Origin of the sequence: uncultured Winogradskyella sp. (genome assembly GCF_937958655.1) — a bacterium.
GTDB lineage: Bacteria > Bacteroidota > Bacteroidia > Flavobacteriales > Flavobacteriaceae > Winogradskyella.
In genome coordinates this window covers 49,210-57,294 of the sequence record NZ_CALGNH010000049.1, presented here as the reverse complement: position 1 = coordinate 57,294, position 8,085 = coordinate 49,210, and the positions used below count along the sequence as shown (strand labels likewise).

Genomic DNA, 8,085 nt, shown 5'->3' with positions numbered 1-8,085 from the left:
TGATTGGTGATTGGTGATTGGTGATTGGTGATTGGTGATTGGTGATTGGTGATTGGTGATTGGTGATTGGTGATTGGTGATTGGTGATTGGTGATTGGTGATTAACAAAATAAAATTTTGGCAGCAACCATTTACACCTCCTAATACCTTTTTACTAACAACTAACCACTAAAAACCGCCTACTGCGTATTTCGTCTTAGCGCTGCCATTTTAATAGCAGTAATAGCTGCTTCTGTTCCTTTATTACCATGTTTACCGCCAGAACGGTCTATGGATTGTTGCCTATTATTATCTGTTAATACACAAAACAAAACAGGGATGTCACCACTTAGATTTAAGTCTTTTATACCTTGGGTAACACCGTCACATACAAAGTCAAAGTGCTTAGTTTCACCTTGAATAACACAACCAATAACAATTATAGCATCTAACATACCAGAATCGGCATAGATACTTTTAGACATACGCGCTGCTCCGTACGTCAACTCAAAAGTCCCAGGAACATTCCAACGAACAATATTTTCTTTTACAGCACCACAGTCTATAAGTGCATCAAAAGCACCTTGCCATAACCCTTCTGTAATTTCGGTATTCCACTCAGAAACAACAATCCCAAACCGAAAGTCTTTCGCGTTTGGGATTGTAGCTTTATCGTAATTCGATAAATTATGATTTGCAGTTGCCATCTATTATAAGCTTGCCTCTAGTTTTCCTATTAAAACATCCACTTGGCTAGCCTCTGCAGATGTAGAAAATTCAGACTTTATGCGGTTAAGGTACTCTGAAGCTTTCTGATTTTCTCCTAGATCTATTGCCATACGTGCTGCTTTTAACAAATAAATTGGTGTTGTAAAGTTGTTTGTATTGGCATTAATCGCTTTTTCGTAGTATTCTAATGCTTCACTTGGCTGCTCTAATTGAGCAAAAGCATCACCTATACCACCTTTAGCTATAGGGTCTAACATTTTATCATTACTATTAAAATCACTTAAATAGGTAATGGCATTTTGATAGTCCTTAAGGTTTAAATAAGCCATACCTGCGTAGTAGTTGGCTTGGTTTGCTGCAGATGTACCACCATACTCACTGATAATATCTAACATGCCATACTTACCTTCACCTCCATTAAGCGAAAGTGTATAAAGCGAGTCTGATGATATACCATTGGCAGCATCTTCAAAGTATTTTTTAGCCTGGTACATTTCATTAAGCGCTTCTTTACCTTGTGGCTCTGCAACAAATTTTTTGTAGCCTAAGTAAGCCAAAACAATTAAGGCAATTACAGCAATAGCACCTATAATGTAATTCTGATTTTTAACAAACCACTCTTCTGTTTTAGAAGCTCCTTCATCTAGTGTATTAAACACCTCAGCCGTTGTAGAGTTTTCTTCTACTACAACTTCCTTCTCTTTTTTAGTTTTTGGTTTGTATCCTCTTTTCTTATACGTGGCCATATCTTGTCTATTAATGCGTGGGCAAAAATAAAATTTTTATTGGGATTTAAAAGCCTATTTATTTGTTATTTTTCAATAATTTGCACCAATAAGATATACCTTCATAACCGCAGTAAACTAAAGGAAAATTGTTTAATTTTTATGATTCTAAATACACTATCATTAGTCAACTACAAAAATTTTGAAAGTCAGGTTTTCGATTTCGACAGCAAAATCAATTGTTTTGTTGGTGCTAATGGTATAGGAAAAACAAATGCTTTAGACGCTATTTACCACCTGGCTTTTGGTAAAAGTTACTTTAATTCTGTTGCCATTCAAAACATAAAACACGGTACCGAGTTTTTTGTGGTAGATGGTAATTTTACTAAAAACGAGCGTCCTGAAAAGATTATTGTTTCCCTAAAACGCGGCCAAAAAAAAATAATTAAACGTAACGGAAAAGCCTACGATAAATTTAGTGAACACATTGGGTTTGTGCCTTTGGTCATAATTTCACCAGCAGATCGCGATTTAATTACAGAAGGGAGTGATATGCGACGTAAATTTATAGATAGCGTTATATCCCAAAGTGATAAAGCTTACTTAACATCTGTTATTGCATATAACAAAGTGTTATCTCAACGTAATGCACTTTTAAAGTATTTTGCACTTAACAACACGTTTAACGGTGATACACTTGCTATTTATAACGAACAATTAGACAATTATAGTAAAGACATCTTTAAAAAACGTGACGCATTTTTAAACGTTTTTATTCCTATTTTTAAAGAACGTTACGAAGCTATAAGCCAAAGCAATGAAGCTATTGACTTAAAATACAAAAGTGACCTTTTTAACGGTGAATTAATAGCGCTTTTACAAAGTAATATTAACAAAGACAAAGCATTACAATATACCAGTATAGGTACTCACAAAGACGACCTTACCTTTTTAATTGATGATTTCCCTATTAAAAAATTTGGTAGCCAAGGTCAGCAAAAATCATTTCTAATTGCGTTAAAATTAGCACAGTTCGATTTTATAAAGCAGCAAAGTGGTGTATCACCAATACTCTTACTCGATGATATTTTTGATAAATTAGATGAAAACCGTGTGGCACAAATTATTAGTTTGGTTGACAATGATCATTTTGGCCAAATTTTTATAAGTGATACGCATGCGGATCGCACTGAAAATGTGGTAAAACAAATACATCAATCGTATAAATTGTTTAAACTATAATGAAAACTTTTAATACTAAAAAAAACCTCTATCTGAGGTCTATTTTAAATGTAAAAACACTGTTTTTAATAACCCTGCTTACTCTTTTCAGTTGTTCTGAAAATCCTGAAATTTATTTAGACCATCTAAATGGGTACTGGGAAATAGAGGAAGTTACCCTAAGTAATGGCATAAAAAAGCAATATAAATATAATGAAACCATAGATTACATAGCCGTAAACGATAGCTTAAAAGGCTTTAGAAAAAAGTTAAAACCAGGAATTAACGAAACCTACTACACATCAGACGATGCAGAAGTCTTTACCATAAAACTAGAAAACGACAGTTTAAATATTTACTATGTGACACCTTATGCCATATGGAAGGAAACTGTGTTAATGGCCTCTGAAACCCAGCTTAAAGTAAGTAATCAAAATAAGGATGTATATTTATACAAACGCTATACTCCTATAAAACTGAATATAGAATAATTAAAAGATACCGCTTTTGCGGCAACGGTGATGGCTAAACGTAATAACGATAATCAACCTATACAAGAGGTCCTCAAAGAATTTGTACAAACCAATAATTTACAATCTGGTTTAGACAAGGTCAATGTGCGCGAAGCTTGGAAAAAGCTTATGGGAAACGGTGTTAACAACTACACAACGGCTATAGAATTAAAGCAAGACACCCTTTATGTGCAATTAAGCTCTAGTGTATTACGTGAAGAATTGAGCTATGGTACAGAAAAAATTATTTCAATGCTCAACGAATCTATAGGAAAAGCCATTGTAAAAAAACTAATCTTAAGGTAATTACAATCTTAAAGTTTTACAAATTACGTTATAAAGATAAAGCATCATTGTATCTTTAAGCAAAAGAAGCAATGCGTCTTTATATATTTATATTTCTTAGTCTATTTCAACAACATATGATACTATTTAAATTTAACGCAGACAGTAAACTCAATGACTGGCGAACCGTAGATGACGGTGTTATGGGCGGACAATCTCATGGAGATTTTAAAATAAATACAGAGGGTTATGGTGAATACACCGGAGACATATCTTTAAAAAATAATGGTGGATTTTCATCTTTAAGATATCGTTTTAATACTATTGAATCTCATCAGTTTACCAAGTTTAAAATTAAAATAAAAGGGGATGGTAAAACCTATCAGTTTAGAGTAAAACGCACGAGTGACCAACGCTATTCTTATGTTACTACCTTTACGACTACTGGCAATTGGCAAATAACAGAAATTCCTTTTAACGCTATGTATGCCTGGTTTAGAGGCTCTAAAGTAGACGTTCCTAATTTTAATGGAGACCAGATGGAACAAATTGCCTTTCTTATTGGTAATAAAAAAGAAGAACACTTTAAACTACTTATAGATTCCATTCGGTTAGAATAATATTTGGTATTTTTAGGTTCTTAATAATTCTGAGCTTATGAAATATGCCAAATTACTCTTATCCTTTGTATTAACAATTGGTGTGTTTTTCGTTTTAAATACAAAACTAGGTTCACTTCCTCCTTTAGGTAAATTTTTAAATCCGAGTGCTGGCATTTGGCAAAATGAAACCGACGAATCTGTTACAGGAACTATTGATATCCCTGGTTTAACAGATAAAGTCACAGTGCATTACAATGCACAAATGATACCGCATCTCTTTGCACAAAACGAGCACGATTTATATAAAGCGCAGGGCTATATAACCGCAAAACATCGGCTTTGGCAAATAGAGTTTCAAACCCACGCTGCTGCTGGTCGTTTATCTGAAATTTTTGGTGAAGGAGCCCTAAACTATGATAGAACGGAACGAAGACGAGGTATGGGTTACGGTGCAGACCAAGCCATGGAGTACATGAAACAGCACGATACCGAAACACTTAATTACATACAAGATTATGCAGACGGTGTTAATACTTATATAAACGAACTTAACCCAAAAGATTACCCAGTAGAATATAAATTATTAAACTACGAACCAGAGGCTTGGTCTCCTAAAAAAACAGCTTTACTCTTAATGTATATGACCAAAATGTTGGCTGGTGGTGATGATGATTTAGAATATACCAACGTGCTACGTTTAGTGGGTCAAAAAAACTTTGATTTACTTTTTCCCGATTTTTTTGACCGCACAGATCCTGTAATTCCAAAAGACACAGATTGGAGTTTTATTGATGTTCCACAAACAAAATTACCCGCAAGTAAAGCCCTATTAGATACCATTGTTGAAACCATTGAAAAACCTCATCCAGATAACGGTAGTAATAACTGGGCGATTTCTGGTGCTAAATCTGCTACTGGCAATCCTATCTTAGCCAACGATCCTCATTTAGGATTAAACCTTCCTTGTATTTGGTTTGTAATGCAATTAAGTACACCGAATCACACTGCATTTGGTGCCACAATACCTGGTGCTTTAGGTATTATTTCTGGTTTTAACCAACATATTGCATGGGGAGAGACCAATGCAACAAGAGACGTTATTGACTGGTATAAGATTGAATTTAACAGTGATAGAACTAAATATAAGTACGATGGAGCTTGGAAAGACGTATCAATGCGTGTTGAAGACATAAAAATTAAAGGAAAGCCACATTATAAAGATACCGTACTATACACCCACCATGGCCCTGTAGTATTTGATAAGAATTTTAAATCTGATAACGAGCGTTCTGGTTACGCCATGCGATGGATAGGCCACGATGGCGGAAACAATCAAAAAACATTTATAGAGCTTAATAAAGCTAATAACTACAATGATTATGTAGCAGCACTAAACTTCTGGAATGCGCCTGCTCAAAATTTTGTCTTTGCTTCTACTGCGGGAGATATTGCGTTATGGATTCAAGGAAAATTCCCTAATAAATGGGAAGGTCAGGGTAAATTTTTAATGGATGGTAGTAATCCAGAAAATGATTGGCAATCTTATATTCCTCAAAAGTTTAATGCACATACAAAAAATCCCAAGCGTGGTTTTGTAAGTTCTGCAAATCAGCACCCTGTGGATGAAAATTACCCATATTACGTATTTAATGATGGTTATGAAACATATAGAAATCGTGTTATTAATGATTTTTTTAACTCCAAGGAGACATTTAGCGTTGCTGACTTTAAAGCACTACATAACAACAATTTTAATTTAAAGGCCTCTGAACTTTTACCTTACATGATTGCTCACATGGACACAGCTACACTTAATGCGTCTGAGCAATTGATATTTAATGAAATTAAAGCATGGGCCTTTAATAATGATATTAACGAAGTTGGGCCAAGTATTTGGAGACAGTGGTATGGAAAACTTTACGACATGGTTTGGGATGAGTTTGATGATGATACGCTTGCTTTAATATCTCCTTACACCTACCAAACTATTCATCTTTTAAAACATAAGGGTGATCATAAGTTTATGGATATTAAAGCTACAGAAGACACTATTGAAACTGCAAAAGATTTGTTTCTTCTATCTTTTAAAAAAGCTGCCAAGCGATTAGCTGAAATTAAAGACGAAAAAGGAGATTACACTTGGTTAAACTATAAAGCCACTTATGCAGGTCATTTATTACAAGCACTACCTGCTTTTTCTCGGTTTAACATTCCTATTGGTGGCGATCGCAACATTGTTAATGCTACCTCAGAAAACCATGGTCCATCTTGGAGAATGATTGTAGAACTATCTTCGCCTCCTAAAGCTATTGGTATATATCCTGGTGGACAATCTGGAAATCCTGGTAGCCAATATTACGATAATTTTATAGAGGATTGGGCCGCTGGCAAATACCATGAGCTTAATGTTTTACAATCACAAGAAATAACAGCTGATATCATTGGTACACAAACCTTAATACCTGCATCAAATGAATAAAACAATTTTAAATTTTATAGCGACTTTGGTTTTGGCTCTTATTTTATCGCTTTTTCTACCTTGGTGGTCTGTTATGACTGCTGCTTTGGCTTCGGCATTGTTTATTCCACTTAAAAAATTCGCAGTCTTTTTTGTCCCTTTTTTAGCTATATTTCTTTTTTGGAGTGTTTACAGTTTCGCATTAAGCAGTGGTAATGATTACACATTAGCCAAGCGTATTTCTCAATTACTCTATTTAGGTAGTAACCCTTATTTATTAATTATAATAACTGGTCTTGTCGGTGGCTTAGCAGCCGGTACAGCGGCATTGCTTGGCAAACAAATAACAGTGGTTACAAAGTAAATTGCTTATTATATGGCACCTATTTTTTTAATCTTGAAATGTTAAATCTCTAAGTATTACTTTTGTTTTTTAAAATGTAAATACCATTTTGAGCGCCACAAAACGTCTTTACTTTATTGATGCTGTTAGAGCATTCGCCATCTTAATGATGTTGCAAGGACACTTTATTGATACAGTATTAGATGTTCAGTATAGAGATGAAAGCCATATGCTATATAGCTGTTGGAAATACTTTCGTGGACTCACCGCACCAACATTTTTTACAATTTCTGGTTTAATTTTTTCTTATTTATTAATTAAAGCCAAGCAGACTGGTTGTAGCAAACAAAGAATACGTAAGGGTTTATTAAGAGGTTTAATGCTAATAGGTATAGGTTACGCTTTACGAATACCAATTTTTGAATGGTTAATAGGAGAATTTAAACTGTATTTTTTAATCGTCGATGTATTACAATGCATTGGCCTATCTTTAATAATAGTGATTTTATTGTACAATTTAGTAAATAAAAAAACGTACATTTTTTCAGGATTAATGCTCTTACTAGCGATTATTATTTTCACTACAGAACCGCTATACAGAACTTTAGTAATACATAAATTACCGCTTATATTTTCTAACTACTTAACTAAAGTTAACGGATCTGTATTTACCATTATACCATGGTTTGGGTACATTTGCTTTGGAGCATTTATAGCCACACTTTTTTATAAGTATTTAGAGCATCCTAAATTTAAAATATCTATAATTACAGTCTTCTTTGTTGTGGGCATGGTTCTTATTCATAAATCATCTTGGCTGTTTAAAGAACTATACCTTATGTTTAATGTAGATGTATTTTATGGTGTAGCCAATTACAATTACCTCTACACAAGATTAGGTAATGTCCTTGTATTGTTTGCAGTATTCTATTTGGCTGAAAACTACGTAAAACAATCTCTAATCCTTAAAATAGGTCAGAAAACACTGTCTATTTACGTTATACATTTTATTATTATTTATGGAAGCTTTACAGGATTTGGGTTAAATACTATTATAGGCAAAACCTTAAACCCATGGCAAGCGGTTATTGGCGCACTACTGTTTTTAACTACGGTTTGTTTTATAGCATTTTACTATGTTAAAAGCAATGCATTTGTATATTCTGGCATCCGAAAAATTTATGAAAAAGTCACCAAGCAGTCGCGTTACAAGGTTTAAGGTTTAGATTGT

At 33.9% G+C, this 8,085-nt stretch carries 9 protein-coding genes; 7 read left to right on the top strand and 2 right to left on the bottom strand.

Annotated features, from left to right (window positions below):
* Positions 1 to 179: 179 nt before the first annotated feature.
* Positions 180 to 686, bottom strand: coding sequence for a 6,7-dimethyl-8-ribityllumazine synthase (ribH, locus tag Q0800_RS10055; RefSeq protein WP_299129276.1), 507 nt, complete (start codon positions 684 to 686; stop codon positions 180 to 182).
* Between the two features lie 3 nt (positions 687 to 689).
* Complete coding sequence (locus tag Q0800_RS10050; protein WP_299129275.1) at positions 690 to 1,454, bottom strand: tetratricopeptide repeat protein; 765 nt, start codon at positions 1,452 to 1,454, stop codon at positions 690 to 692.
* A gap of 141 nt (positions 1,455 to 1,595) precedes the next feature.
* Here Q0800_RS10050 and recF point away from each other — a divergent pair, with 141 nt between their 5' ends.
* The 7 genes from recF (at position 1,596) to Q0800_RS10015 (ending at position 8,073) form a co-directional block, all read left to right on the top strand.
* The gene (gene recF, locus Q0800_RS10045) at positions 1,596 to 2,675 is read left to right on the top strand and encodes a DNA replication and repair protein RecF (protein WP_299129274.1); all 1,080 of its coding nucleotides are present in this window, start codon (positions 1,596 to 1,598) and stop codon (positions 2,673 to 2,675) included.
* Positions 2,675 to 3,145, top strand: a complete 471-nt coding sequence (locus tag Q0800_RS10040; protein ID WP_299129273.1) for a hypothetical protein — start codon at positions 2,675 to 2,677, stop codon at positions 3,143 to 3,145. Before recF ends, Q0800_RS10040 begins: the two co-directional genes overlap by 1 nt.
* Positions 3,146 to 3,175: 30 nt before the next feature.
* Entirely contained in the window at positions 3,176 to 3,472 is a 297-nt protein-coding gene (locus Q0800_RS10035) for a DUF721 domain-containing protein (protein ID WP_299129271.1), read from the top strand.
* A gap of 116 nt (positions 3,473 to 3,588) precedes the next feature.
* Positions 3,589 to 4,071, top strand: a complete 483-nt coding sequence (locus Q0800_RS10030) for a CIA30 family protein (protein ID WP_299129269.1) — start codon at positions 3,589 to 3,591, stop codon at positions 4,069 to 4,071.
* A 37-nt stretch (positions 4,072 to 4,108) separates the two neighbouring features.
* Positions 4,109 to 6,532, top strand: a complete 2,424-nt coding sequence (locus tag Q0800_RS10025; protein WP_299129267.1) for a penicillin acylase family protein — start codon at positions 4,109 to 4,111, stop codon at positions 6,530 to 6,532.
* Entirely contained in the window at positions 6,525 to 6,875 is a 351-nt protein-coding gene (locus tag Q0800_RS10020) for a hypothetical protein (protein WP_299129266.1), read from the top strand. The genes Q0800_RS10025 and Q0800_RS10020 overlap by 8 nt, the downstream gene beginning before the upstream one ends.
* 88 nt (positions 6,876 to 6,963) lie before the next feature.
* The gene (locus Q0800_RS10015; protein WP_299129265.1) at positions 6,964 to 8,073 is read left to right on the top strand and encodes a heparan-alpha-glucosaminide N-acetyltransferase domain-containing protein; all 1,110 of its coding nucleotides are present in this window, start codon (positions 6,964 to 6,966) and stop codon (positions 8,071 to 8,073) included.
* The last annotated feature ends 12 nt before the right edge of the window (positions 8,074 to 8,085 follow it).

What these genes read in the sequence shown, in the direction of transcription:
- Q0800_RS10020 (WP_299129266.1), top strand. Translation starts at nt 6,525, where the DNA reads ATGAATAAAACAATTTTAAATTTTATAGCGACTTTGGTTTTGGCTCTT.
- ribH (WP_299129276.1), bottom strand. Translation starts at nt 686, where the DNA reads ATGGCAACTGCAAATCATAATTTATCGAATTACGATAAAGCTACAATC.
- Q0800_RS10040 (WP_299129273.1), top strand. Translation starts at nt 2,675, where the DNA reads ATGAAAACTTTTAATACTAAAAAAAACCTCTATCTGAGGTCTATTTTA.
- Q0800_RS10035 (WP_299129271.1), top strand. Translation starts at nt 3,176, where the DNA reads ATGGCTAAACGTAATAACGATAATCAACCTATACAAGAGGTCCTCAAA.
- Q0800_RS10050 (WP_299129275.1), bottom strand. Translation starts at nt 1,454, where the DNA reads ATGGCCACGTATAAGAAAAGAGGATACAAACCAAAAACTAAAAAAGAG.
- Q0800_RS10030 (WP_299129269.1), top strand. Translation starts at nt 3,589, where the DNA reads ATGATACTATTTAAATTTAACGCAGACAGTAAACTCAATGACTGGCGA.
- Q0800_RS10025 (WP_299129267.1), top strand. Translation starts at nt 4,109, where the DNA reads ATGAAATATGCCAAATTACTCTTATCCTTTGTATTAACAATTGGTGTG.
- recF (WP_299129274.1), top strand. Translation starts at nt 1,596, where the DNA reads ATGATTCTAAATACACTATCATTAGTCAACTACAAAAATTTTGAAAGT.